The sequence below is a fragment of the Streptomyces sp. CNQ329 genome (assembly GCF_000482585.1).
In genome coordinates, this window is sequence record NZ_AXVU01000020.1 from 18120 (window position 1) to 40310 (window position 22191).

Here is a 22191-nt window from a genome sequence, read left to right on the forward strand (position 1 = left end):
CTAGAACATGTCGGGACACCACGGCCGGCGCGAGGTGCGCAGCAGGGCGTCCGCCCGTGCGGCGGCGCCCGGGCGCTCCTCGTCGACCACGCCCAGGGCGGCGAGCCGCACCGCGGACTCGTCGCCCAGGCAGAGCCGCGCCAGCTCCGCCACGCTCAGGGCGAGGTCGGCGGGCCGGTCCGTGGGTGCGCAGCCGGCGCTGCCCGGGCCGCCGGCGTCCAGCAGGAAGCGCCCGCCGGCCAGGCCGGCCGGGTCGTGTACGTCGAGCACCAGAGAGCCGGAGGCCGCGTACGTGCGGGCCTCCAGAAGTCGCGGGACGTCCAGTGGCCGCAGCCACAGGTAGTCCGCGTGCGTGGTCACCCGGGCCGCCCGAGGGTCACCCAGGTAGAGGGGGAGGAGATCGTCGGGCGCCCGGTGGCCCGTATGGATGGTCGTGATCCAGTCGAAGGAGACCAGGTAGCGCCAGAGCGCCCGCTCCGCGGCCGGGGTGACGGTGAACAGGTCGGTCACGGTCAGCTCGTCGTCGGAGAGCTTGCCGGGCCAGTCGCCCCACTTGGTGCGGTACGTGACGATGCCCTCCGGCTCCCCCGCCGCCGAGCGGTACACCGCGTGGAAGGGCTCGTGCCACGGCTCGTCGACGCTGTAGTGGGCCGCGCCGGTGTACGCCTGCCACCGGGTGGCGTCCCGGTTCACCGCGCCGGGGACCAGCCGGCGGAAGCGGTCGTGCAGCGCCGGGGCGATCGCCGTCAGCTCGGCGGCGTCGAGGAGTTCGACGGTGCCGCCGTCGTCCGGGCCCGCATAGCGCGGGTCGAGCTGGGCGCGCGGGGTGGTCACGTCGTAGTCGGTCGTCCAGGCGGCGGGGCCGAAGCCGTAGCGGCCGTAGATCGGGTACTCCGCGGCGATCAGGCTGGCGACCACGTCGCCGCGCTCCTTCGCCGCCTCCATGTCCTCCCGCAGCATCCGGCTCAGCAGGCCGCGTCTGCGGTGCGTCGGCGAGACGGTGACGGCGGACACCGCGCACGAGGACACCGCGGCCCCGCCCGGGACGGTCAGCTCCTGGTCGAAGCTGCGGTACGTGGCGACCCAGCGTCTGCCGTCGTACGCGCCCCGCGTGCGGGACAGGTCGCGGGTCTTCGAGAACAGCTCCACGTCCGCCTCGGTGACCGAGGGGGGACGCATGAAGCCGGTCTGCATGGCGCGCATCCAGTCGGCCACGTCGCCTTCGGTGAGCGTGCGGATCTCGATGCCGTGGCTCATGACCGCACCCCGCTCGCGGGATGCACAGCTCTGCCGGAGGATTCGATCATCTGCCCACGCTAGGCGCCGTGCGTCAGAACGTCGCGCGAATTTCCCCCACCTGCTCCCCGCCGCCCAGCAGCGGTGCCGCCCCGATCCTGGCCAGCACCGGCGACCGTACGCCCAGCAGCGCCAACCCCCGTGCCAGCACCGGACCGACGGCCCGCAGCGCCCCGTCGTCGACCTTGAAGGCCAGCGCCCGGCCGTCCGGCAGCGCCACCGCCTGCACGCCCTCGGCGCCGACCTTCGCCAGCGCCCCCGGTACCCCGCGCATCAGCCACGTGTCCCACCGGCGGGTGCCCGCGACGTACTCCGGATGCGCCCGCATCGCGTCCGCCACCCGCCGCTCCGGCGTCTCCCCGGCGGCCAGCACCAGCCGGCGGAAGCCGCGCGCCAGCGCCGTCAGCGACAGCGACATCAGCGGAGCGCCGCAGCCGTCGACGCCGACGTGCCGTACGTCCTCGTCCGCCGTCTCCTCGACCACCTCCCGCACCAGGCGCTGCAGCGGGTGCTCGGCGGCCAGATACGACTCCCGCGGCCAGCCGTTGGCGACGCAGGCCGCGAGCATCGCGGCGTGTTTTCCGGAGCAGTTCATGGTCACCCGGTCGCGGCTCCGCCCGGCGGCGAGGTACGCCTCCCGCTCCTCGGGGTCCAGCGGCAGGTCGGGCGGGGTCCGCAGGGCGTCCTCGGTCAGCCCGGATCCGGCGAGCATCTTGCGGACGAGATCCAGGTGGAACGGTTCGCCCGAGTGGCTGGCCGCGGCCAGCGCCAGCCGCTCCCCGGCCAGCGGCACCCCGTCCGTGCGCGCCCCCGCCCGCAGCACCGCCACCGCCTGGAAAGGCTTGTTCGCCGACCGCGGGAACATCGGCGACGTCACGTCCCCCCACGCCCGCTCCACCTGGCCGTCCGGCCCCAGCACCACCAGCGACCCGCGGTGCCGCCCTTCGGTGAAGCCGGAGCGCAGCACCTCCGCCAGCACGGGCGCGGGGCCGCCGTACGCGCCCTCCGCGGCCGGGGCCGGCACGGGGACCGGCGGCGGGGTTATCCAGGACTCGTCGTGCATGGGCGGCGCCTTCCGTGCCGGGGACGGCCTCGGGGTCACCGCTCCGTCGCTCGGTCAGAACTCAGGACAGCAGGTCGTCGACCTGCGCCTCCCCTTCACGATAGCGGCGCGCGATCTCCGCGCTGCACTCGTCCGCCGTCCGCTGCAGCCGCTGCCGGCGGCCGGAGATCCGCGCCTCGTAGCCGGCCAGCCGGGCAAGGCCCCGGTGCAGCTCCTCGTCCGTACGGGCGGACAGGTCGGAGAGCGCCACCTCCGCGAGCATCTCCTCCGCCAGCTCCCGGTACTCCTCGCGCAGCGGCGTGCCCAGCGTGACGTGGCGGGCCGAGGCCGGGCGTGGCGAGGGGCCGTCGGTGAGGATCTCGGGCAGCCGGTCGAGCACCGGTGAGTGCGGGCTCGCGCGGCGGCCCAGCTCGGCGCGGAGGATGTCGATCCGGCCGTGCAGCAGGCGGCGTACGTAGCTGAGGTCGGCCTCCTCCTGCTGCGCCAGGCGGCGCAGGCGGCGCAGCTCGGGCAGGCCCAGCCCGTCGAGCGGCGCGGAGGGCTCCACCGGGCCGGGGGCGGCGAGCATGGCCGTGGCGGTGGCGCCCACCGGTGCGGGCACCGCGGAGCGCGGACCTGCCTGAGCGGCCTGCGCCGGTCCGCCGTCCGGGGAGCGCGGCCCCGGCGGGCGGGGCCGCCGGTCGGCGGCCGGGCCGCTGCGCGCGGTCGGTACGGGCGGCGTGGGCCGCCCGGCTCCGGAAGAGCTCATGCGAGTGTCAGTCCCCTTCGTCCGAAGATGTCGCATCGGTTCGTCCGAAGATGCCGCATCTTCGGACGACCTGCCGGACACCGAAGGCAATCGTGCCATTGCCCGGGGTGGGATCGCAGGGAGACCGCGCCCGTTCGGCCCCGCGCACTGTGCGGCGCCCGGGGGCACGGCGGCGCACGTCGCACCGGCGGGATAATGCGACGCATGCGAGCGGTGGTGCAGCGGGTGGACGGCGCCCGGGTCGAGGTCGGCGGCGAGACGGTCGGCGAGGTGGCGGGCGAGGGGCTGTGCGTGCTCGTGGGCGTCACCCACGACGACACCCCCGCGAAGGCCGCGCAGCTTGCCCGCAAGCTGTGGACGCTGCGGGTGCTGGACGGCGAGAAGTCGTGCTCGGACGTGGCGGCGCCGCTGCTCGTGATCAGCCAGTTCACCCTCTACGGCGACCCGCGCAAGGGGCGTCGGCCGACCTGGCAGGCGGCGGCGCCGGGGGAGGTCGCGGAGCCGCTGGTCGAGGAGGTCGTCGCGCAACTGCGGGCACTGGGTGCGCAGGTCGCGACCGGGGTGTTCGGCGCGCCGATGCGGGTGACGCTGACGAACGACGGCCCGTTCACGGTGCTGGTCGAGGTCTGAACCGGGCGGGTGCATCCGGCGGGCGTACGCACCAGCGGCGTACACGCGTGCGTATGTCCGGGGCACGGGGGGCGTACGCGACATCCGAGGCGCACGGAAGCACGCCCCCGCGCGCGGGGCGCCGCCGCCCCACTGCCTCAGGGCTCGACCACGGTCTCCTGCGCCGCCGCCGTCCCGTCCGCCAGCAGCGCCGCGTCGGCCGGAACGTTCCGCTTCACCAGCGCCAGCGCGATCGGCCCCAGCTCGTGGTGGCGGACCGAGGTCGTGACGAAGCCCAGCTTGCGCCCCTCCTCCTCGGCCGCCAGCCGGATCGCCGCCCCGTGCGGTGGGAGTGTCACCTCGCTGCCGTCGAGGTGCAGGAAGACCAGCCGGCGCGGCGGCCGGCCGAGGTTCTGCACCCGCGCCACCGTCTCCTGCCCCCGGTAGCACCCCTTCTCCAGGTGCACCGCCGTGCCTATCCAGCCCACCTCGTGCGGGATCGTGCGGTGGTCGGTCTCCAGGCCCAGCCGCGGCCGGTGCGCCGCCACCCGCAGCGCCTCGTACGCCAGCACGCCGGCCGGCGCGCCCGCGACGGCGGGGAAGTCCGCCAGCTTCCCGCGCGGCAGGAAGAGGTCGCGCCCGTACGCCGTCTCGCGGACGGTCACCCCGTCGGGCACCTCCGCGATGGAGCCGGCCGGCAGATGGACGACGGCGAGTTCGTCCGTACGGTCGGCGATGTCCACCCGGTAGAAGAACTTCATGCTCTCCAGGTACGCGAGGAGGTCCTTCTGCGTGCCCGGCTCCACGTGCGCCCACGTCGTCTCGCCGTCGTCGACGAGGTACAGCGCGTGCTCGATGTGCCCGTGGGCGGACAGCACCAGCGCCTCGGTGGCGTGCCCCGGCGCGAGCGCCTCCACGTGCTGCGTCAGCAGCAGGTGCAGCCAGCTCAGCCGGTCCTCGCCGGTGACCGACACGACGCCGCGGTGGGAGAGGTCGACGAAGCCCTCGCCGGAGTCCAGCGCGCGCTGCTCCCGGAAGAGATCGCCGTAGTGCGCGGCGACGCCCTCGTCGGGAGCCTCGGCGGCGACCGCCCCGGGCAGGGAGAGGAGGGGGGAAGGCGCGTTCATGGTTCAAGAGTACGTCCGGCCGGCCACCCGGGGTCACGGGCCGGATGCGGTCGCGCGCGGGGGTCCCGCGGGCCTCAGGGGCGGGCCGCGGCGGAGCTGCCGGACGTACCGGACTCGGCGCAGGTGGCGCAGCGGCCGAGGATCGCGAAGTGCTGCACGTCGCTCTCGAACCCGAACCGCTGCCGCAGCGCCTCCGCGAACGGCTCCGCCACCGCGTTCTCCGCCTCGATGACCCGGTCGCAGACGCGGCACACGAGGTGCAGATGATGGTGGCGGTCGGCGATGTGGTACGTCGGCGGGCCGTGGTTGAGGTGCGCGTGGCTGACGAGGCCCAGCTCCTCCAGCAGCTCCAGCGTGCGGTACACGGTGGAGATGTTGACGCCGGCGGCGGTCTTGCGGACCTCGCCGAGGATGTCGTCGGGCGTCGCGTGCTCCAGGGAGTCGACCGCCTCCAGCACGAGCTGCCGCTGCGGAGTCAGGCGATAGCCGCGCTCGCGCAGGTCGCGCTTCCAGTCGGTGGTCTCCACGGCTCAAGTGTATGAGCGTCGCGGCGGAACCCCGGCCCGTTGCCGGAAAGCAGTCCCGGACGGGGCCCGGCGTCAGCGGAAGAAGGCGATGCCGTCATCCGGGAGGTCCTTGAGGTCCTTCGCCCACTCCCGCGGGTTGACGACCTTCTTGAGCTGGGCCGACATGTACGGCCGCAGCTCCACCTCCGGCGTGGACTTCTCGCCGACCCACATCAGGTCGCCGTTGACGTACCCGTAGAGCCGCTTGCCGCCCGCGTACGGCGGGGAGGCGGCGCTGCGCGCGACCATGTCCGTGGCCAGGTCGAGCTGCGGCTTGCCCTCGGCCATCTCGCCGTACCAGACCTCGGCGACGCCGTGGTCGCGCACCATGACGACGTCGAGCTGCCGGTCGGGCCCGATCCGCCAGTACCCGGACTCGCTCTCCAGCGGACGCACCTTCTCGCCGTCCTCGTCGAGCACCCAGGTGTAGGACGTGTACGCCAGGAAGTCCCGGCCGTCGTGGCCGAAGCGCACCTCCTGGCCGAAGTTGCACTTCTCGCTGCCGGGGAAGTCGAAGACGCCCGCACCCTGCCAGTCGCCCAGGAGGAATGCCAGCGGGACCAGGTCCCGGTGCAGGTCGGAGGGGATTTCGATCGGCATCGTCAGCGCTGGCCCTGGTACAGCTTCTTCACGACCAGGCCGGCGAAGGCAAGGGTGCCCACGCAGACCAGCACGAGCAGGATGTCGAAGGTGAGGACCAGCACGGGCGCTCCGTAACGCGATGAGGACGGCGTACCGCCGAGTCTAACCGCCGAGCCGGACACCGGCCCGGCACCGGGTCCCCGAACGTCCCGTGCGACGCGGTCTCCGGTGGCCGGATGCCGGGCCCGACCGGCGTGAGCCGGGTCGTCGGCGGGTCGTCGGCCGGCGGCGGGCCGCCCGTTCCGTCGGGAGATGTCATCGGCGCCCTCTGCTGCGGTCCATACCAGTACAGGGCGCGGCGCCGCGAGAATGTCACCCTCGCGGCAGTACCTACAGTTGGCGCATGGCCAAGAAGCTTGTGATCAAAGTGACCGCGGGTACGGATGCGCCGGAGCGCTGCTCCCAGGCGTTCACGGTGGCGGCCGTCGCCGCCGCCAGCGGCGTGGAGGTGTCGCTCTGGCTGACCGGCGAGTCCGCGTGGTTCGCGCTCCCCGGGAGGGCCGCGGAGTTCGAGCTGCCGCACGCCGCGCCGCTGCCGGAGCTGATCGACGGGGTGCTGGCGGGCGGCCGGATCACCCTGTGCACGCAGTGCGCCGCGCGGCGCGGGATCGAGGAGAAGGACGTGCTGGAGGGCGTGCGGATCGCCGGTGCGCAGGTGTTCGTGAGCGAGGCGATGGCGGACGGCAGCCAGGCCCTCGTCTACTGAGCGTGCGTCCTCAGTTGTCGCACCGCGCCTTCGGTTTCCGGTTCACCTCTCGTCCCACCACATGTCGCCCCGTTCCCGCCGGTTGCCGATGATCACCGCCACCGGCACGAGGGCGGCGGCCACCACGCACATCACGAGGGCGGCGGTCGCGGAGAAGGGCAGGACGACGGCACCGGAGAGGACGAAGAGCAGCACCGCGGTGCCCATGAGCAGGAAGTACCGCCTCCGGCGCCGCGGCTGACTCCGCGGCGCGCGGGGGTCCGTCCGGACGCCGGAACGGCGAAAGCCCCGCATACCTCCACGGTACGCCCGGGAGGCGGTGCGGGGCTTTCGCGCGGACGCACGCCCGTACGGCAGCCGTCCACGGTCCGCGCGCCGCGCGGACCGCTCGGTCTCAGACCGCGATCGCGACCTCCGAGAGCCCGCCCTGCCGGGCGACCACGGTGCGGTCGGCGGTGCCGCCGGGCACCAGGGCCCGTACGGTCCAGGTGCCCTCCGCGGCGTAGAACCGGAACTGGCCGGTGGCCGAGGTCGGCACCTCGGCGGTGAACTCGCCGGAGGCGTCCAGCAGGCGTACGTAACCGGTGACGGGCTCGCCGTCGCGGGTCACGGAGCCCTGGATGGTGGTCTCGCCGGCCTTGGCGCTCGCGGCGTCGGGGCCGCCTGCCTTCGCTCCGCACATGGGCAGTCGTGTCCTTTCTCGGGGTGTGACCGGGCGGTCAGCGGTCAGTCGTTGGCGCCCAGCTCGATCGGCACGCCGACGAGCGAGCCGTACTCGGTCCAGGAGCCGTCGTAGTTCTTGACGTTCTCCTGGCCCAGCAGCTCGTGCAGCACGAACCAGGTGTGCGCCGAGCGCTCGCCGATGCGGCAGTAGGCGATGGTGTCCTTCGACAGGTCCACGCCCTCGCCCTCGTACAGCTCCTTCAGCTCGTCGTCCGACTTGAACGTGCCGTCGTCGTTGGCCGACTTCGACCACGGGATGTTCCGCGCGGAGGGCACGTGCCCGGGCCGCTGCGACTGCTCCTGCGGCAGGTGCGCCGGGGCCAGCAGCTTGCCGGAGAACTCGTCGGGGGAGCGGACGTCGACGAGGTTGAGGGTGCCGATCGCTGCCACGACGTCGTCGCGGAAGGCGCGGATGCCGGTGTCCTGCGGCTTGGCCTTGTACGCCGTCGCCGCGCGCTGCGGCACCTCGGCGACCAGGTCGCGGGAGTCCAGCTCCCACTTCTTACGGCCGCCGTCGAGGAGCTTGACGTCCTCGTGGCCGTAGAGCTTGAAGTACCAGTAGGCGTACGCCGCGAACCAGTTGTTGTTGCCGCCGTAGAGGACGACCGTGTCGTCGTTGGCGATGCCCCGCTCGGAGAGCAGCTTCTCGAAGCCGGCCTGGTCGACGAAGTCGCGGCGCACCGGGTCCTGGAGGTCGGTCTTCCAGTCGATGCGGACGGCGTTCTTGATGTGGTTCTTGTCGTACGCGGCGGTGTCCTCGTCGACCTCGACGAGGACGACCTTCGGGTTGTCGAGGTTGGCCTCGACCCAGTCGGCGTCCACCAGGACGTCACTGCGGCTCATCTGCTTCTCTCCTCCGGAGCGCTGAGACGGGGGTACGGGCGGGTGTGCACCCGGCGCGCAGCAGGCAGGCCGGAGCGCCGGGGGCGGAGTGTGCGGACAGCCGGGCGGACGGTGCGGGGAGGCACGGCCCGGCTGGGGGCGGGAGCTGCGGACCCGGACCCCGGTCAGGCGGTGCGACAGAGCATGGCGGCGACGCGGCACAGGTCGACGGCGCGCCGCTTGGTCAGGTGATCTGCCTGTCCCCGGGGGCGGGGACCGCTCATCGAGCACAGCATGACGTCGATCGTACGGAGGGACGTGCGCATGTGTCACCGTTGTGTCGGACTATGAGACGGCGACGTCCGGCATTCGGGACGAACGGCGGTGCGCGGAGGCCGGGCGGGACGGGGGGCGAGGGCCGGCGGGGGCGGGATATCTGCGGTATGGACGCGACGGTCTCAGCCTGCGGACGACGTGGCCCCGTCGCGGCCCGGGTGGCCGCGCGGTGCCCCTCAGTTCCTGGCCGAGCGCTCGTCGCCCAGCTCCACGTCCCTGCCGCTGCCCGTGATGATGATGCCGTCGCCGGTCACGTCGACGTCCGTCAGGCGTATCCCCGGCGGCAGGTCGTTGATCGTCCAGTTGTAGTTCAGGCGGTCGCGGACGAAGTCCTCCAGGCCCGGCACGTCCTTGAGGTTGTCGACGCCGGTGGCCCGCAGCCGGATCGTGTCGCCGTCGACCACGCTGACCTTGCCGAGCACCGACTCCTCCAGCCGCTGGCCGAGGAACGAGGTCCCGACCGTCGCCTTCACCTTGTTCTCGCCGGCCGCGCCCTTCCCGCCGTACGAGACGGTCACCACCGGCAGTGCCGCGGAGATGTCGGTGTAGGTGATCGTCACCTTGCCGTCGGCCCTGTCCGCCGTCGCCCGGTCCCAGTCGTCGCCCTCGATCCGTACGCCCTTCAGCTCGCCGCGCACGCCGTCCAGGCGCAGGGCGCGACCGCCGCTGCCGGCGGCCTCGATGCCGTCGATCCGTACGTCGACCGCCTCGAACTTGCGTGCCATCACCTGGGTCAGGAAGGGGAATCCCCTGATGTCGATCCCGGGCCGCTGGGAGAACCCGTACTCCTTCTCGATGCGCTCGGCCGCGTCCGATTCGGCCATCCGCAGCGCGATGCGGTCGGCGATCAGTGCGAGCACCCCGACCACGACCAGCACCACCGCTGTGATCTTCAACGCGCGCATCTGCTCTCCGCCCCCCGGTCGGTCGTGCCTGAGAGCTTAGACAGTCGGACGGCCCGGTACCCGCAGGTTGGCGGACGCGGCGGCCTGTGCCGACCGGTCAGAGCAGGGCCGTTCCGAGCAGGTGGACCGCGGGCACCGAGAGCGTGAGCGGCAGGGACACCCCGGCCGTCATGTGCACGAACCGCGACGGGTAGTCGTAGCTGGCCACCCGGACCGCGACGAGCACGCACACCCCCGCCGCCAGCCCCAGCAGGCCGCCACCGGCGCCCATGTCGGTGCCGAGCCCCGCCGCGAGACCGCCGGCCCCCGCCGCGGCGACGGCGGCGACGGGCGAGGCGTTCGGCGGCAGCGGCACCGCCCGCCCCAGCGTCCCGGCGGCCACCGCGACGGCGCCGACGACGACGGCGTGCCGCTCGGCGGCGAGGTAGCCGGAGGCGAGGACGGCGAGGGCCGCGGCGGCCAGGGCGACGTTCAGCGCGGTGAGGCGCTCCTTGGGGGCCTGGGTGCTGCGCAACTGGACGAGGGAGATGAGAAGGAACCAGCCGCCGAGGGAGCCGATCGCGGCGATCGCGGCGTCGTCCTCGTCGACGGCGAGGACGACACCGGTCGCGGTGAGGCCGGCGGCGGCGGCCAGCGCGATGCCCTCGCGGGCGGGCCACATGCCGTTCAGCCGGAACCAGCCGGCCGCGGTCACGCCCTGCAGCAGCGCGACGGCGACGGCAAGACCCGGGCGCACGTCGAGCGCGGCGGCGACGGCGAGGAGGGCGGCGAGTACGGCGGTCAGCGCGGCGGGCTGGGGACCGGGCGCTATGAGGACGGAGGTGCCCTCTTCGCGGAGCACCTCGGCGGGGGGCTTGGGGCGGCGGGGGGTGGGGGCGCCGTAGAGGGTGCCGGTCTCCGGCCCGCCGGGGCCGGGGAAGCCGGGATCGGCGCCGGGAGCGCCGGGGCGGGCGTGGCCGCCGGCCGGCGGGACGTCGGGCTGGCCGTCCCTCTCCCCGGGGCGGGCGGGTGGAGGACCGTGGGGCCCGGGCGGGGAGCCCCGGCCCGCGGTTCCGGGGTGGCCCGCGCCGGTACCGGGCGCGCCCGCGCCGCCGCGGTCCCAGCCGTCGGGCCACGGGGTGCCGGCCCCTGCCGGGGAGCCGTGTCCGGTGACCGGCGGAAGGTAGGCGGTCTGCTCGCCGGCGGCGCCGGCGCCGGGGCCGCCGTAGCCGGCGGCGCCGTCGTCCGTCACCGGAGGCAGGTACGCCGTCTCCTCGACCGCTCCCGGCCCCCGCGCCGCCGCGCCACGGCCGTCGCTCCCGGTGCCCGGCGGATACGCCGTCCCCGCGGCGTACACCCGCGGGCCCTGGCCCGTGCCCGTACCGTCACCGGTCGCGCCGCCGCCGTACGCCGGCGCGTGCCCGCCGGACGGCGCCGCGTCCGCGGGGGACGGGCCGCCGCCGTATCCCGGGCCGCGCCCGCCCGCCGGTCCCGCGGCCGGGGTGCCCCGGCCGCCGTACGTGCCTCCGTCGTACCCCGCGCCGGGCGGCCCCGCGCCCGCGGGGTCCTGGCCGCCGCCGTACGGCGCCCCGTGCCCGCCGCCGCTCCCGTACGCGCCGCCGTAGGAGCCCTCGTAGGGGCCCGCGTCCGTCACCGGAGGGAGGTACGCCGTCTGCTGGGCCGCCGCCGACTCCTCGTGCAGGGCCATCCCCAACTGCGTCTCCGGCCCGGCATAGCCGTCGTCGCCCTGCCCCGCCGCCGGCGGGAACTGCGTGTGCCCGCTCGGCGGGCCGTCGCCGGTGCCGTCGCCCGGCTCGTACGGGGCCCAGTCCGCGGACTGCGAGGGGGCCGCGGGCCACCGCGCGGGGTCGTGTCTGTGGTCGCTCATCGTGCGCCTAGCCTCCCGCGAACGGGGGCAGGACCTCAACCGTCCCCCCGTCCGCCAGCGCCACCCCCGCATGGTCGCGCGCGCCCACCGCCCGCCCGTCCACCAGGAACGAGCACCGGGCCAGCACGCGCGCCAGCTCCTCCCCGTGCCGTACGCGGGCCGCGGCCAGCGCCTCGGCCAGGGTGTCCGCCGCGTAGGGCTCCTCCGCGGTGCCCGCCGCGGCCTTGGCCGCCGCCCAGTACCGGATGGTGCCGTTGGCCGTCATGGCGTGCCGCCCTTCTCCGTGCCCGACTCCCGCGCGCGGTGCCTCCGCGCGCGTCGGCCCTCCATCATGCCCCCGGCGAAAATCTCGACGCCCGGGGCAACCTTCGACGTACGCTTCGGACGTGCTCGTCCGTATCCTCCGCGCCCACCTGCGCCCGTACCGCCGGGACATCGGCTGGGTCATCGCGCTGCAGCTCATAGCGACCCTGACGACGCTCTACCTCCCCACCCTCAACGCCGACATCATCGACCACGGCGTCATCCCCGGAGACAACGGCTACATCCTGCGCACCGGCGGCTGGATGATCGCCTTCAGCGTGGTGCAACTCGCCGCGGCCGGCGGCGCGGTGTTCTTCGGCGCCCGTACGGCCAACGCGCTGGGCCGCGACATCCGCGCCTCCGTCTTCGGCCGGGTGCAGTCCTTCTCCGCCCGCGAGATGGCCCGCTTCGGCGCCCCGTCCCTGATCACCCGCACCACCAACGACGTCCAGCAGATCCAGATGCTCGGCCTGATGACGCTGACGATGATGGTCGCGGCGCCGATCATGTGCGTCGGCGGCGTCGTCATGGCGCTCGCCCAGGACGTGCCGCTGACGTCCCTGCTGCTGATCGTCGTGCCGGCCGTGGGCGTCCTCGTGGCGCTGATCGTGCGCCGCATGCGCCCGCTGTTCCGCGTCATGCAAAAGCGCATCGACGAGGTGAACCGCATCATGCGCGAGCAGATCACCGGCATCCGCGTCATCCGCGCCTTCGTCCGCGACGGGCACGAGCAGCGCCGCTTCGGCAGGGCGAACGCCGACCTGATGGACGTGGGGGTACGCACCGGGCGGCTGCTGGCGCTGCTGTTCCCCACCCCGATGCTCGCGGTGAACCTGTCGAGCGTCGCCGTCGTCTGGTTCGCGGCCGGGCGCATCGACAGCGGCGCCATGGACGTCGGCGCGCTGACGGCGTTCCTCTCCTACCTCATGTACATCCTCATGAGCGTGATGATGGCCACCTTCATGTTCATGATGATCCCGCGCGCGGAGGTCTGCGCCGAGCGGATCCAGGAGGTGCTGGACACCGAGTCGTCCGTCGTCCCGCCCGCGGCACCGGTGCCCGCGGCGGCGGGGCCGCGCGAGCGCGGGCGGCTCGACGTCCGCGGCGTCGAGTTCCGTTACCCGGGCGCCGAGGAACCGGTGCTCACGGACGTCGACCTGGTGGCGCGCCCGGGACGTACGACGGCGGTCATCGGCAGCACGGGCAGCGGCAAGTCGACGCTGCTGGCCCTGGTGCCGCGGCTCTTCGACGCCACCGCGGGCAGCGTCGCGGTGGGCGGCGTGGACGTACGGGACCTGGATCCGGCGGCGCTGGCGCGGACCATCGGGTACGTACCGCAGAAGCCGTATCTGTTCAGCGGCACCGTCGCCTCGAACCTCCGCTACGGAAAACCCGACGCCACCGAGGACGAGCTGTGGGACGCCCTGCGCACCGCGCAGGCGGCGGACTTCGTCGAGGACATGGACGGCGGCCTCGACGCGTCCGTCGCGCAGGGCGGCTCCAACGTCTCCGGCGGCCAGCGGCAGCGCCTCGCGATCGCCCGCGCGCTGGTGCACCGGCCGGACATCTACCTCTTCGACGACTCCTTCTCCGCCCTCGACTACGCCACCGACGCGGCCCTGCGCGCGGCCCTCGCCCGCCGGCTCGGGGACGCGACGGTCGTGATCGTCGCCCAGCGCGTCGCCACGATCCGGGACGCGGACCGGATCGTGGTCCTGGACGAGGGCCGGGTGGCGGGTACGGGTACGCACGTGGAGCTGATGGCGGCGAACGGGACGTACCGCGAGATCGTGCTCTCCCAGCTCACCGAGAAGGAGGCGGCTGCATGAGCGCGCCGGCGAAGGAACCCGGGCAGCAGCCGGTACCCGGCCCGCGCCCCGGCGGCGGAGCGCCCGGCCCGCGCCACGCCGGCGGCGGGCCCATGCGCATGTTCAGCGGCCCGCCCATGGAGCGCTCGATCGACTTCCGCGGCTCCGCCGTCCGCCTCCTGCGCACCCTGCGCCCCGACCGCACCCTGATCCGCGCCATCCTCGCCCTCGGCGCCGCCGCCATCGCGCTCACGGTCGCGGGCCCGAAGCTCCTCGGCCACGCCACCGACCTCGTCGTCGCCGGCGTCTACGGCGGCCAGGTCGACACCGGCTCCGCCCGCCCCACCGACGGCATCGACTTCGACGCGGTGGGCCGCACGCTGCTGTGGGCGGCCCTGGCCTACCTCGCCGCCTGGGGATTCGGCCTCGCGCAGACGCGGCTGACGGCCGTGGTCGTCCAGCGGGCGGTCTTCCGGCTGCGCGAGGAGGTGGAGGCCAAGCTGTCGCGGCTGCCCCTGTCGTACTTCGACCGCAACCAGCGCGGCGAGATCCTCTCCCGGACGACCAACGACATCGACAACGTCGGGCAGTCGCTGCAGCAGACCATGAGCCAGATCGTGTCGTCGCTGCTGACGATCGTCGGGGTGCTGGCGGTGATGTTCTGGATCTCGCCGCTGCTGGCGCTGGTCGCGCTGGTGACCGTGCCCCTGTCGATCACGGTCGCGACCCGGGTCGGCAAGCGGGCGCAGCCGCAGTTCGTGGCGCAGTGGGCGTCCACCGGCAAGCTGAACGCGCACATCGAGGAGATGTACACCGGCCACTCGCTGGTCCAGGTCTTCGGCCGCCGCGACGAGGCGGCGCAGACCTTCAAGGAGGAGAACGACGAGCTGTTCCGGGCCGGCTACCGGGCGCAGTTCATCTCCGGGCTGATCCAGCCGGCGATGATGTTCATCGGCAACCTCAACTACGTGCTGGTCGCGGTCGTCGGCGGTCTGCGGGTCGCCTCCGGCGCGCTGTCGATCGGCGACGTGCAGGCGTTCGTGCAGTACTCGCGGCAGTTCAGCCAGCCGCTGGGGCAGATCGCGTCGATGGCCAACCTGGTGCAGTCGGGCGTGGCCTCGGCGGAGCGGGTCTTCGAGCTGCTGGACGCGGACGAGCAGGAGCCGGACCCCCAGTCGCCGGCCCGGCCCGCGGCGCCGGTGCGGGGCGAGGTGGCGTTCGAGGGCGTCTCGTTCTCGTACGACCCGGAGAAGGGGCCGCTGATCGAGGACCTGTCGCTGACGGTGCGCCCGGGCCAGACGGTGGCGATCGTCGGCCCGACGGGGGCGGGGAAGACGACGCTGGTGAACCTGCTGATGCGGTTCTACGAGGTGGGCGGCGGCCGGATCCTGCTCGACGGCGTGAACGTGGCGGAGATGAGCCGCGAGGAGCTGCGGGCGCAGATCGGGATGGTGCTGCAGGACACGTGGCTGTTCGGCGGCACGATCGCGGAGAACATCGCGTACGGCGCCCCGGCGGGCACCCCGCACGACAAGATCGTCGCCGCCGCGAAGGCCACCCACGTCGACCGCTTCGTACGGACCCTCCCGGACGGCTACGACACGGTGATCGACGAGGAGGGCACGGGCGTCTCGGCGGGCGAGAAGCAGCTCGTCACCATCGCCCGCGCGTTCCTGGCGGAACCGGCGATCCTGGTCCTGGACGAGGCGACCAGCTCGGTGGACACCCGCACGGAGGTCCTGATCCAGCAGGCGATGGCGGAACTCCGCACGGGCCGCACGAGCTTCGTGATCGCCCACCGCCTCTCCACGATCCGCGACGCGGACGTGATCCTGGTGATGGAGTCGGGCAGCATCGTGGAACAGGGCACGCACGAGGAGCTGCTGGCGGCCCAGGGCGCGTACGCGCGGCTGTACCAGGCGCAGTTCGCGGAGCCGGCCGCAGAAACGATCTAGGTCACCCGCGCGGGTGGACTCCGTCCCGGCCCGATGATCGGCCGGGCACCGGCGGGGGAGACTGGCCGGGGCCCGGAAGGGGGTGCACCATGACGGTTATGGCAGAGCGCACGGCACGCACCTCGCAGATGACGGTCGAGGAGTTCGAGGAGATCGCCAAGGCTGCCGAGAAGCTGAACGACGCCGTCAGGTTCGAGAGGGCTACCGCGTCACACGCACCGTGAAGTTCGGTGAGAGGCTCGTCCTCCCCCAGCCCATGGGGATCGCATTCGATACCCACGAACTCAAGGACTACGTTCGCTGACGGCCTCCGACGCCCACGTGGCGATCCGGGTCAGCAGTTCGTCGCTCGCCGCGTTCTCCGCGTGGCCGAAGTCCTCCTCCAGCCACAACTCCGCCGCGCCCGGAGCCGCCGCGGCGGCCAGGGCCTCGGGGTGGTCGAGGGGGAAGTAGCCGTCCCGGGTGCCGTGGACGATCAGCAGCGGAGCCGGGGCGATCCGGGGGACCGCGGCCGTGGGGGAGAGGGGTACGGGGTTCCAGCGGCGGTGGTGGACGCGGGTCTTCAGGGCGAGGCGGGAGACCGCGCGGCCCGTACGGCGTTCCACTATCCAGTGCAGCCGCCGCATCGGCGCCGTGCCGCGGTAGAACCAGCGGGCCGGGGCGCTGACGGACACCACGGCGTCCGCGTACGACACCGGGCCGCGGCCCGGCGCGCCGTCCCCGCCGCCCCCCGCGGCGGCGTTTCCGTACGCCCCCGTGCGCCCCCCGCGCTCCCGCTCGCCTCCCTGCGCTTCCGCCCGGTACAGCGCGCCATGGCGCAGCACCACCGAGCCGCCCATCGAGAACCCCACGGTCGCCACCCGCGCGTGCCCCAGCGACCGGGCCCACGCCACCGCCGCCGCCAGGTCCAGCACCTCCCGGTCGCCCACGGTCGACCGCCCGCCCGAGCCGCCGTGCCCCCGGAACGAGAACGTGACCACCCCCGCACGCTGCGCGAACACCGTCGCCGCCCGCCGGATCGCCGGGCGCTCCAGCGCGCCCGTGAAGCCGTGCGCCACCACGATCGCCGGGGCCCCGGGGCCGGGCCCGGGACGGTACGCGGCCTCGATCGGCACCCCGTCCTCCGCCCGCAGCAGCACCGTGCGGGAGCCCCGCGGTGCGGGTGCCGCGGAACCGGGTGCGGTGTCTCGCCGGCCGGACGAGGCAGCGGAGGTCGAGCTCATGTGGGCTATTCTGACGTGTGAAGGACCCGGGCAAGGTTGCCCCCGGGTCCTTTCGTGCTTTCATGCCACCTTCTGAGGAGGCCGACCACATGGGCAAACGCAGAGGCAGAGCCGAGACCCCGACGACCGTCACGAGCGCGAGCGCCGCCGCCCCGCACCGGGAGGTGCGCCCGTGAGTTCCCTGCTGCTTCTGACCAACGCCCTGCAGCCCTCCGCCGAGGTCCTGCCCGCGCTCGGCCTGCTGCTCCACCACGTCCGGGTGGCCCCCGCCGAGGGCCCGGCCCTGATCGACACCCCCGGCGCCGACGTCATCCTCATCGACGGCCGTCGCGACCTGCCGCAGGTGCGCAGCCTGTGTCAGTTGCTGCGCTCCACGGGCCCCGGCTGTCCGCTGATCCTCGTCGTGACGGAGGGCGGGCTCGCCGCCGTCACCGCCGAGTGGGGCGTGGACGACGTGCTGCTGGACACCGCGGGGCCGGCGGAGGTGGAGGCGCGGCTGCGCCTCGCGCTGGGCCGCCAGCAACTGCCCGCCGACGAGAGCCCCACGGAGATCCGCAACGGCGATCTGACGGTGGACGAGGCCACGTACAGCGCGAAGCTCAAGGGGCGGGTGCTGGACCTGACCTTCAAGGAGTTCGAGCTGCTGAAGTACCTCGCGCAGCACCCGGGGCGGGTGTTCACCCGGGCCCAGTTGCTGCAGGAGGTCTGGGGCTACGACTACTTCGGCGGCACCCGCACCGTGGACGTCCACGTGCGGCGCCTGCGGGCGAAACTCGGTCCCGAACACGAGTCCCTGATCGGCACGGTACGCAACGTCGGTTACCGCTTCGTGGTGCCGGAGAAGGCGGAGAAGAAGGCCGAGAACCGGGAGCAGAACGGCGCGGTGCAGGAGGCGCGCCACCGCGCGTAGGAGGCCCGGGCGCGGTGGCCGGGGCGGCACGGAGGCGGGGTAGTGCGGGGAATCATCACGCGTAGACTTGCGCCGTGGCCAAGGTGACGCGGGACGACGTGGCACGGCTGGCGGGGACCTCGACCGCGGTCGTGAGTTACGTCATCAACAACGGACCCCGACCGGTCGCCCCGGCCACCCGGGAGCGGGTGCTCGCGGCGATAAAGGAGCTGGGCTACCGCCCGGACCGGGTGGCGCAGGCCATGGCCTCGCGGCGCACGGACCTCATCGGGATGATCGTGCCGGACGCGCGGCAGCCGTTCTTCGGCGAGATGGCGCACGCGGTGGAGCAGGCGGCGTCCGACCGCGGCAAGATGGTGCTCGTCGGCAACTCCGACTATCTCGACGACCGTGAGGTCCACTATCTGCGGGCCTTCCTCGGGATGCGCGTCTCCGGCCTGATCCTCGTGAGCCAGGGCCCGAGTCCCGCGGCGGCGGCGGAGATCGACGCGTGGGACGCGCGGGTGGTGCTCATGCACGAGCGCCGGGACCAGCCGGAGGACCTGGTCGTCGTCACGGACGACGTCGGCGGCGCGCGGCTGGCGACGAGCCATCTGCTGGAGCACGGCCACGCGTACGTGGCCTGCCTGGGCGGTGTCGAGACCACCCCGACGACGGGCGACCCGGTCACCGACCACGTGGAGGGCTGGCGCCTCGCGATGCGCGCGGCGGGCCGGCCGACGGAGGGCCGGCTCTTCCAGTCCCCGTACAACCGCTACGACGCCTACCAGGTCGGCCTCAAGCTCCTCGCCGGCCCGGACCGCCCCCCGGCCCTCTTCTGCGCCACCGACGACCAGGCCATCGGTCTCCTCCGGGCGGCCCGCGAACTGCGCATCGACGTCCCCGGCGAACTGGCGGTGGCGGCCTTCGACGACGTCAAGGAGGCGGCCCTCACGGACCCGCCCCTGACGACGGTCTCCTCGGACCGTCCGGCGATGGCCCGCGCGGCGGTGGACCTGGTCCTGGACGAAACCCCCCTGGCCACCCGCCGCGAACGCCTGAAGCAGTTCCCCTCGCACCTGGTGGTCCGCCGCTCCTGCGGCTGCGCGTGAGCCCACGCGGCCCTCAGCCGGCTCAGGCGGGCGCCGTGAGCGGGTGCTCCCGCCGGTCCCGCGGGGCTGCCGCGGGCGGATCGCGTTCCAGACCCCCGGCTTTATATCGGGCAAACGCGGTTTTACTCCGCTTCTTACCCACGTCTCAGACGCCTCTCAGAATGGCCGGGGATCGTCGATGGCATGACGGAGCAGACAGACCGCACCAGCACCCAGCCCGCCTTCGCAGCCGGCCGTGACGGGGTCCTGCCCGCCGACCGCGCCGGCGCGGGCCGGCACCCCCGGACCCCCGCCGGCGCGGACGGCGGCGGGTACGGCGGGCCCGGTGCCCCGCCGCCCGGTGTCCCCGCGGCGCGGCGGCGCCGGCCGGTGAAGGGGCCCGTCGGGCTGCTGGCCGCCGCCGCGCTCGTCGCCGCCGTCGTCGGGGGCGGCAGCGCCGCCCTCGTCGGGGAGCTGACCGACTCCCCCGCGACGAGCAGCAGCGTCTCCGGCGTCGCCAGCGGGACGCAGGTCTCCGCCGGGAACAAGGGCACCGTCGCGGGCGTCGCCGCCGCCGTCAGCCCCAGCGTCGTGGAGATCAAGGCGTCCTCGACCTCCGGGCAGGCCACCGGATCCGGGGTCGTCGTCACCGAGAGCGGCGAGATCCTGACCAACAACCACGTCGTCTCCGGTGCCCAGCAGGTGCAGGTCTCCTTCAGCGACGGGTCCACCGCCTCCGCCGAGGTCGTCGGCACCGACCCCGACCTCGACATCGCCCTCGTCAAGGTGTCGGGCAAGAGCGGCCTCAAGCCCGCCGTGCTCGGGGACTCCGACTCCCTGCAGGTCGGCGACGAAGTCGTGGCCATCGGCTCCCCCGAGGGTCTGAGCGGCAGCGTCACCAGCGGCATCGTCTCCGCGCTCGACCGCGACGTGACCGTCGAGAAGGAGCCGGGCGGGCAGCCGCAGCGCGACGAGCAGTGGCCGTTCGGCTTCGGCGGCGGCCAGTACAACGGGCGGCTCGGGTCGGAGACGACCACGTACCAGGCCATCCAGACCGACGCCTCGCTCAACCACGGCAACTCCGGCGGTGCGCTCATCGACATGCAGGGCCGGATCGTCGGCATCAACTCGGCCATGTACACGCCGCCGGACGACTCCTCCGCGGGCAGCGTCGGCCTCGGCTTCGCCATCCCTGTCAACGATGTGAAGCAGATCCTCGGCGACCTCAGGAACAATTGAGGCCGTGACCGAGCAGCAGCAGCGCATCCTGATCGTCGACGACGAGCCGGCCGTACGCGAGGCGCTGGAGCGCAGCCTCGCCTTCGAGGGCTACGGGACCGAACTCGCCGTCGACGGTCTCGACGCCCTCGACAAGGCCGTCTCGTACCGCCCCGACCTCGTCGTCCTCGACGTGCTCATGCCCCGCATGGACGGCCTGACCGCCGCCCGCCGGCTGCGGGCCGCCGGCGACAAGGTGCCCATCCTCATGCTCACCGCCCGCGACACCGTCGGCGACCGCGTGACGGGGCTCGACGCGGGCGCCGACGACTACCTCGTCAAGCCGTTCGAGCTGGACGAACTGTTCGCCCGCATCCGCGCGCTGCTGCGCCGCCGCGCGTACGCCGACGGCGGCGAACAGCCCGACACCGCCGCGACGCTGGAGTTCGGCGATCTGCGGATGGACCTCGCCGCCCGCGAGGTCTCCCGCGGCGGCCGGCCGGTGGAGCTGACCCGCACCGAGTTCACGCTTCTCGAACTCTTTCTCCACCACCCGCGGCAGGTGCTCACCCGCGAGCAGATCCTCAAGGCCGTCTGGGGCTTCGACTTCGAGCCGTCCTCCAACTCCCTCGACGTGTACGTCATGTACCTGCGCCGCAAGACGGAGGCCGGCGGCGCCCCGCGGCTGGTGCACACGGTGCGCGGCGTGGGCTACGTCCTGCGCGCCCCCGAGGGCGACACCAGGGGCGCCGGCAGGTGACCTCCCGCTTCGGCCGGCTGCCGATGCGTTCGCGGCTGGCCCTGCTCACCGCCGCGGCGGTGGCGGTGGCGATCGCGGTGGCCGCGATCGCCTGCTGGCTGATCACCCGCGACCAGCTCATGAACGAGTTCAACCGTTCGCTGCAGCAGGCCGAGGTGCCGAACACCCTGCCCCAGGTCATCCGCACCGTCGGCTGCGTCGACGAACTCCCTCCGGGCCCGCCCGGTGACCTGAACACGGACCGGACGACGGCTCAGATCGTGCTCCCGGAGGGGAGGGCCTGCCTGCTCCAGGGTGAGCACACCATCCCCGTCACCGAGACGGACCAGGCGGTCGCCCAGGCCGGCCCGCAGCGCACCGAGATCCTGCACGACGTGACCGCGGACGGCACCGAGTGGCGGGTCCGCACCATCGGCGGCAGCCTCAAACTGAACGACGGGCCGGCCGCCATCTCCTTCGCCCGCCCCCTCAGCGAGGTCAACGACCCCCTCCGCACCCTCGCCCTCGTCCTCGCCCTCGCCGCCGGCGGTGGCGTCTTGGGCGCCGGGGCGATCGGGCTCGGGGTCGCCCGCGCGGGCCTGCGCCCCGTGGAGCGGCTGACGCACACCGTCGAGCACATCGCCCGTACCGAGGATCTCGCCGTGGAGATCCCCGTCGAGGGCGACGACGAGATCGCCCGGCTGTCCCGCTCCTTCAACGCCATGACCGCCGCCCTCGCCACCTCCCAGGAGCGGCAGCAGCAGCTCATCGCCGACGCCGGGCACGAGCTGCGCACGCCGCTGACCTCGCTGCGCACGAACATCGAACTGCTGACCCGCAGCGAGGAGTCCGGCCGCGAGCTGCCGCCCCGGCAGCGCAGGGAACTGCTGGAGTCGGTCACGGCGCAGATGACCGAGCTGGCCGCGCTCATCGGCGACCTGCAGGAGCTGTCCCGGCCCGACGCGGCCCCGGACAGGGCGCAGATGGAGGTCGTCCCCCTCGACGAGGTCGTCGGGCGGGCGGTGCGGCGGGTGCGGCTGCGGGCGCCGGACGTGCGGATCACGGCGGAGCTGGCGCCCTGGTTCGTACGGGGCGAGCCCGCGGCGCTGGAGCGGGCCGTGGTCAACCTGCTGGACAACGCGGTGAAGTTCTCGCCCGCCGGCGGCCAGGTCGAGGTGCGGCTCGGCGGCGACGGGCTGCTGCGGGTGCGCGACCACGGCCCCGGCATCCCGGAGGCGGAGCTGCCGCACGTCTTCGAGCGGTTCTGGCGCTCGCCGTCGGCCCGCAGCCGGCCGGGCAGCGGGCTCGGGCTGTCGATCGTGGCCCGTACGGTGCAGCAGGCCGGCGGCACCGTGGAGTTGCGCCGGGCGGCCGGCGGCGGTACGGAGGCGCTGGTCCGGCTGCCGGGGGCGCCGGAGCCGCCGCCGGGGTCCTCAGCCGGGATCCGGGGGCAGGGGCGGGGGCGGCCGGAGCAGGACGGCGCGGCGGGCGCGGGCCGTCCGGCGTAGCCGCAGGGCCGCGGATCCGGCCGGGTGCCGGCCGCGTACCCCGTACG

24 protein-coding genes are annotated in these 22191 nt (G+C 73.9%); 10 read left to right on the plus strand and 14 right to left on the minus strand.

The window, feature by feature from the left end:
* The 3 genes from I003_RS0115390 to I003_RS0115400 all read right to left on the minus strand — a co-directional run bounded on the left by I003_RS0115390 (window position 1) and on the right by I003_RS0115400 (window position 3107).
* On the minus strand, window positions 1-1257 hold the full coding sequence (locus I003_RS0115390; protein ID WP_027772342.1) for a GNAT family N-acetyltransferase: 1257 nt from the start codon (window positions 1255-1257) through the stop codon (window positions 1-3).
* 73 nt (window positions 1258-1330) lie between these two features.
* On the minus strand, window positions 1331-2359 hold the full coding sequence (locus I003_RS0115395; protein WP_027772343.1) for an asparaginase: 1029 nt from the start codon (window positions 2357-2359) through the stop codon (window positions 1331-1333).
* 61 nt (window positions 2360-2420) lie between these two features.
* Window positions 2421-3107: an RsiG family protein gene (locus I003_RS0115400; RefSeq protein WP_027772344.1), complete on the minus strand. Its 687-nt coding sequence runs from the start codon at window positions 3105-3107 to the stop codon at window positions 2421-2423.
* 204 nt (window positions 3108-3311) lie between these two features.
* Here I003_RS0115400 and dtd point away from each other — a divergent pair, with 204 nt between their 5' ends.
* A complete protein-coding gene (gene dtd / locus I003_RS0115405) occupies window positions 3312-3737 on the plus strand; it encodes a D-aminoacyl-tRNA deacylase (RefSeq protein WP_027772345.1) in 426 nt (141 codons plus the stop codon).
* 137 nt (window positions 3738-3874) lie between these two features.
* Here the strand turns inward: dtd and ygfZ are convergent, their stop codons facing one another.
* The 3 genes from ygfZ to I003_RS0115420 form a co-directional block, all read right to left on the minus strand.
* Complete coding sequence (gene ygfZ, locus I003_RS0115410; RefSeq protein ID WP_027772346.1) at window positions 3875-4843, minus strand: CAF17-like 4Fe-4S cluster assembly/insertion protein YgfZ; 969 nt, start codon at window positions 4841-4843, stop codon at window positions 3875-3877.
* Between the two features lie 74 nt (window positions 4844-4917).
* Window positions 4918-5370, minus strand: coding sequence for a Fur family transcriptional regulator (locus I003_RS0115415; RefSeq protein ID WP_027772347.1), 453 nt, complete (start codon window positions 5368-5370; stop codon window positions 4918-4920).
* A gap of 72 nt (window positions 5371-5442) precedes the next feature.
* The gene (locus tag I003_RS0115420; RefSeq protein ID WP_027772348.1) at window positions 5443-6009 is read right to left on the minus strand and encodes a heme-binding beta-barrel domain-containing protein; all 567 of its coding nucleotides are present in this window, start codon (window positions 6007-6009) and stop codon (window positions 5443-5445) included.
* A gap of 385 nt (window positions 6010-6394) precedes the next feature.
* Between I003_RS0115420 and I003_RS0115430 the strand changes: the two genes are divergently transcribed.
* Complete coding sequence (locus I003_RS0115430) at window positions 6395-6757, plus strand: DsrE family protein (RefSeq protein ID WP_018836031.1); 363 nt, start codon at window positions 6395-6397, stop codon at window positions 6755-6757.
* A 42-nt stretch (window positions 6758-6799) separates the two neighbouring features.
* On the opposite strand, the gene I003_RS34860 is transcribed toward I003_RS0115430, so the two are convergent.
* The 7 genes from I003_RS34860 to I003_RS0115465 all read right to left on the minus strand — a co-directional run bounded on the left by I003_RS34860 (window position 6800) and on the right by I003_RS0115465 (window position 11675).
* On the minus strand, window positions 6800-7051 hold the full coding sequence (locus I003_RS34860) for a DUF3099 domain-containing protein (RefSeq protein WP_078564049.1): 252 nt from the start codon (window positions 7049-7051) through the stop codon (window positions 6800-6802).
* A gap of 100 nt (window positions 7052-7151) precedes the next feature.
* Window positions 7152-7439: a DUF1416 domain-containing protein gene (locus tag I003_RS0115440; protein WP_027772349.1), complete on the minus strand. Its 288-nt coding sequence runs from the start codon at window positions 7437-7439 to the stop codon at window positions 7152-7154.
* Between the two features lie 44 nt (window positions 7440-7483).
* Window positions 7484-8323, minus strand: a complete 840-nt coding sequence (locus tag I003_RS0115445) for a sulfurtransferase (protein WP_027772350.1) — start codon at window positions 8321-8323, stop codon at window positions 7484-7486.
* 164 nt (window positions 8324-8487) lie between these two features.
* Window positions 8488-8628, minus strand: a complete 141-nt coding sequence (locus tag I003_RS36065; protein ID WP_158688978.1) for a putative leader peptide — start codon at window positions 8626-8628, stop codon at window positions 8488-8490.
* Window positions 8629-8814: 186 nt separating this feature from the next.
* Entirely contained in the window at window positions 8815-9543 is a 729-nt protein-coding gene (locus I003_RS0115455) for an LmeA family phospholipid-binding protein (protein ID WP_027772351.1), read from the minus strand.
* Between the two features lie 97 nt (window positions 9544-9640).
* Window positions 9641-11410, minus strand: coding sequence for a hypothetical protein (locus I003_RS0115460; protein WP_027772352.1), 1770 nt, complete (start codon window positions 11408-11410; stop codon window positions 9641-9643).
* A gap of 7 nt (window positions 11411-11417) precedes the next feature.
* A complete protein-coding gene (locus I003_RS0115465; protein WP_027772353.1) occupies window positions 11418-11675 on the minus strand; it encodes a MoaD/ThiS family protein in 258 nt (85 codons plus the stop codon).
* 121 nt (window positions 11676-11796) lie between these two features.
* Here I003_RS0115465 and I003_RS0115470 point away from each other — a divergent pair, with 121 nt between their 5' ends.
* From I003_RS0115470 to I003_RS36895, 3 genes are all read left to right on the plus strand, one after another.
* Complete coding sequence (locus tag I003_RS0115470; RefSeq protein ID WP_027772354.1) at window positions 11797-13542, plus strand: ABC transporter ATP-binding protein; 1746 nt, start codon at window positions 11797-11799, stop codon at window positions 13540-13542.
* Between the two features lie 92 nt (window positions 13543-13634).
* On the plus strand, window positions 13635-15476 hold the full coding sequence (locus tag I003_RS0115475; protein ID WP_027772355.1) for an ABC transporter ATP-binding protein: 1842 nt from the start codon (window positions 13635-13637) through the stop codon (window positions 15474-15476).
* A gap of 98 nt (window positions 15477-15574) precedes the next feature.
* The gene (locus tag I003_RS36895) at window positions 15575-15700 is read left to right on the plus strand and encodes a hypothetical protein (protein WP_486584235.1); all 126 of its coding nucleotides are present in this window, start codon (window positions 15575-15577) and stop codon (window positions 15698-15700) included.
* Window positions 15701-15760: 60 nt separating this feature from the next.
* On the opposite strand, the gene I003_RS0115485 is transcribed toward I003_RS36895, so the two are convergent.
* Entirely contained in the window at window positions 15761-16699 is a 939-nt protein-coding gene (locus I003_RS0115485; RefSeq protein ID WP_027772356.1) for an alpha/beta fold hydrolase, read from the minus strand.
* 172 nt (window positions 16700-16871) lie between these two features.
* Here I003_RS0115485 and I003_RS0115490 point away from each other — a divergent pair, with 172 nt between their 5' ends.
* From I003_RS0115490 to I003_RS32310, 5 genes are all read left to right on the plus strand, one after another.
* Window positions 16872-17609 (plus strand): response regulator transcription factor, encoded by a 738-nt coding sequence (locus I003_RS0115490; RefSeq protein WP_027772357.1) that lies wholly within the window; start codon window positions 16872-16874, stop codon window positions 17607-17609.
* Window positions 17610-17683: 74 nt separating this feature from the next.
* Window positions 17684-18700: a LacI family DNA-binding transcriptional regulator gene (locus I003_RS0115495; RefSeq protein WP_027772358.1), complete on the plus strand. Its 1017-nt coding sequence runs from the start codon at window positions 17684-17686 to the stop codon at window positions 18698-18700.
* A 183-nt stretch (window positions 18701-18883) separates the two neighbouring features.
* Entirely contained in the window at window positions 18884-19918 is a 1035-nt protein-coding gene (locus tag I003_RS0115500; protein WP_027772359.1) for a trypsin-like peptidase domain-containing protein, read from the plus strand.
* A gap of 4 nt (window positions 19919-19922) precedes the next feature.
* Window positions 19923-20657: a response regulator transcription factor gene (locus tag I003_RS0115505; protein WP_027772360.1), complete on the plus strand. Its 735-nt coding sequence runs from the start codon at window positions 19923-19925 to the stop codon at window positions 20655-20657.
* Entirely contained in the window at window positions 20654-22144 is a 1491-nt protein-coding gene (locus I003_RS32310; RefSeq protein WP_051368262.1) for a sensor histidine kinase, read from the plus strand. Before I003_RS0115505 ends, I003_RS32310 begins: the two co-directional genes overlap by 4 nt.
* Window positions 22145-22191: the final 47 nt, after the last annotated feature.

Excerpts from the sequence above, each read along its gene's own strand:
- I003_RS0115390 (WP_027772342.1), bottom strand. The coding sequence starts at position 1,257 with ATGAGCCACGGCATCGAGATCCGCACGCTCACCGAAGGCGACGTGGCC.
- I003_RS0115395 (WP_027772343.1), bottom strand. The coding sequence starts at position 2,359 with ATGCACGACGAGTCCTGGATAACCCCGCCGCCGGTCCCCGTGCCGGCC.
- I003_RS0115400 (WP_027772344.1), bottom strand. The coding sequence starts at position 3,107 with ATGAGCTCTTCCGGAGCCGGGCGGCCCACGCCGCCCGTACCGACCGCG.
- dtd (WP_027772345.1), top strand. The coding sequence starts at position 3,312 with ATGCGAGCGGTGGTGCAGCGGGTGGACGGCGCCCGGGTCGAGGTCGGC.
- ygfZ (WP_027772346.1), bottom strand. The coding sequence starts at position 4,843 with ATGAACGCGCCTTCCCCCCTCCTCTCCCTGCCCGGGGCGGTCGCCGCC.
- I003_RS0115420 (WP_027772348.1), bottom strand. The coding sequence starts at position 6,009 with ATGCCGATCGAAATCCCCTCCGACCTGCACCGGGACCTGGTCCCGCTG.
- I003_RS0115430 (WP_018836031.1), top strand. The coding sequence starts at position 6,395 with ATGGCCAAGAAGCTTGTGATCAAAGTGACCGCGGGTACGGATGCGCCG.
- I003_RS34860 (WP_078564049.1), bottom strand. The coding sequence starts at position 7,051 with ATGCGGGGCTTTCGCCGTTCCGGCGTCCGGACGGACCCCCGCGCGCCG.
- I003_RS0115440 (WP_027772349.1), bottom strand. The coding sequence starts at position 7,439 with ATGTGCGGAGCGAAGGCAGGCGGCCCCGACGCCGCGAGCGCCAAGGCC.
- I003_RS0115445 (WP_027772350.1), bottom strand. The coding sequence starts at position 8,323 with ATGAGCCGCAGTGACGTCCTGGTGGACGCCGACTGGGTCGAGGCCAAC.
- I003_RS36065 (WP_158688978.1), bottom strand. The coding sequence starts at position 8,628 with ATGCGCACGTCCCTCCGTACGATCGACGTCATGCTGTGCTCGATGAGC.
- I003_RS0115455 (WP_027772351.1), bottom strand. The coding sequence starts at position 9,543 with ATGCGCGCGTTGAAGATCACAGCGGTGGTGCTGGTCGTGGTCGGGGTG.
- I003_RS0115460 (WP_027772352.1), bottom strand. The coding sequence starts at position 11,410 with ATGAGCGACCACAGACACGACCCCGCGCGGTGGCCCGCGGCCCCCTCG.
- I003_RS0115465 (WP_027772353.1), bottom strand. The coding sequence starts at position 11,675 with ATGACGGCCAACGGCACCATCCGGTACTGGGCGGCGGCCAAGGCCGCG.
- I003_RS0115475 (WP_027772355.1), top strand. The coding sequence starts at position 13,635 with ATGCGCATGTTCAGCGGCCCGCCCATGGAGCGCTCGATCGACTTCCGC.
- I003_RS36895 (WP_486584235.1), top strand. The coding sequence starts at position 15,575 with ATGGCAGAGCGCACGGCACGCACCTCGCAGATGACGGTCGAGGAGTTC.
- I003_RS0115485 (WP_027772356.1), bottom strand. The coding sequence starts at position 16,699 with ATGAGCTCGACCTCCGCTGCCTCGTCCGGCCGGCGAGACACCGCACCC.
- I003_RS0115500 (WP_027772359.1), top strand. The coding sequence starts at position 18,884 with ATGACGGAGCAGACAGACCGCACCAGCACCCAGCCCGCCTTCGCAGCC.